The organism is Streptomyces sp. P5F9 (assembly GCF_057961495.1).
In genome coordinates, this window is the sequence record NZ_JBXVPZ010000839.1 from 1 (window position 1) to 1,922 (window position 1,922).

Below are 1,922 nucleotides of genomic sequence, written 5' to 3' on the forward strand. Positions count from 1 at the left end.
GTCCCGCCCCCCGAACCCATAGATCCCACGAACCGACCTCGGCGCTGTCACTGCCCCGTGCGAGGATCGGAGATGTAGTGCACATGTGCCAGCGAAGGAGGGCCCGCGATGGCCACGAAGCCGCCCAAGGGTGATCCGGTCCAGGACGCCCCGCAGGTCACCGAGCCCAAGCACGCCGCGGCCGGACTTCCGGCGATCGGGCACACATTGCGCATCGCCCAGCAGCAGATGGGTGTGAAGCGCACCGCGTTGACGCTGCTGCGGGTCAATCAGAAGGACGGCTTCGACTGCCCGGGCTGCGCCTGGCCGGAGCCGGACCACCGGCACGCGGCGGAGTTCTGTGAGAACGGCGCGAAGGCGGTCGCCGAGGAGGCCACCCTGCGCCGGGTCACCCCGGAGTTCTTCGCGGCCCACCCGGTGGCCGATCTCGCGACCCGCAGCGGGTACTGGCTGGGCCAGCAGGGGCGGCTGACGCACCCCATGTATCTCCCCGAAGGGGCCGAGCGCTACGAACCGGTCTCCTGGGAGCGTGCCTTCGACATCGTCGCGGAGGAGATCGCCGCCCTCGGCTCGCCCGACGAGGCGCTGTTCTACACCTCGGGCCGGACCAGCAACGAGGCCGCGTTCCTGTACCAGCTGTTCGCAAGAGAGTTGGGCACCAACAACCTGCCCGACTGCTCCAACATGTGCCACGAGTCGAGCGGTTCGGCCCTCAGCGAGACGATCGGCATCGGCAAGGGCAGCGTCCTGCTGGAGGACCTCTACCAGGCCGACCTGATCGTCGTCGCCGGCCAGAACCCGGGGACCAACCACCCGCGCATGCTCTCCGCCCTGGAGAAGGCCAAGGCCAACGGCGCGAAGATCATCAGCGTCAACCCGCTGCCCGAGGCGGGCCTGGAGAAGTTCAAGAACCCGCAGACCCCGCAGGGCATGCTCAAGGGCGCCGCCCTCACCGACCTGTTCCTGCAGATCCGCATCGGCGGCGACCAGGCCCTCTTCCGCCTCCTCAACAAGCTCATCCTTGAGACGGACGGCGCGGTCGACACGGAGTTCGTCGACGAACACACCCACGGCTACGAGGAGTTCGCCGCCGCCGCGCGGGACGCCGACTGGGACGAGACGCTCCTCGCCACCGGGCTGACCCGCGCGGAGATCGAGAAGGCCCTGGAGTTGGTCCTCGCCTCCGAGCGCACCATCGTGTGCTGGGCGATGGGCCTCACCCAGCACAAGCACGCCGTGCCGACCATCCGCGAGGTCGTCAACTTCCTTCTGCTGCGCGGCAACATCGGCCGCCCCGGCGCCGGCGTGTGCCCGGTGCGCGGCCACAGCAACGTGCAGGGCGACCGCACCATGGGCATCTTCGAACGCCCCGCACCAGCCTTCCTGGACGCCCTGGAGAAGGAGTTCGGCTTCGCCCCGCCGCGCGAGCACGGCTACGACGTCGTCGCCGCGATCCGCGCCCTGCGCGACGGCGACGCGAAGGTGTTCTTCGCCATGGGCGGCAACTTCGTGTCCGCGTCCCCCGACACCGAGGTCACCGAAGCCGCCATGCGGCGCGCCAGCCTCACCGTGCACGTGTCGACGAAGCTCAACCGCTCGCACGCCGTCACGGGGACTCGTGCCCTCATCCTGCCCTGCCTGGGCCGCACCGAGCGCGATCTCCAGGGCGGCGGCGAGCAGTTCGTGACCGTCGAGGACTCCATGGGCATGGTGCACGCCTCCCGCGGCCGCCTGGAGCCCGCGAGCGCCGACCTGTTGTCGGAACCGGCCATCGTGTGCCGCCTCGCCCGCCGCGTTCTCGGCGAGGAATCCCGCACGCCCTGGGAGGAGTTCGAGAAGGACTACGCGACGATCCGCGACCGCATCGCCCGCGTGATCCCCGGCTTCGAGGACTTCAACGCGCGCGTGGCCCACCCCGGAGG

At 70.1% G+C, this 1,922-nt stretch carries 1 protein-coding gene; it reads left to right on the forward strand.

Going from position 1 to position 1,922, the window contains the following annotated elements:
* Positions 1-108: 108 nt before the first annotated feature.
* Positions 109-1,922, forward strand: a 1,814-nt coding sequence (locus AC31A1_RS50730) for an FdhF/YdeP family oxidoreductase (RefSeq protein WP_489659804.1), incomplete at its 3' end; no start/stop codon positions are given.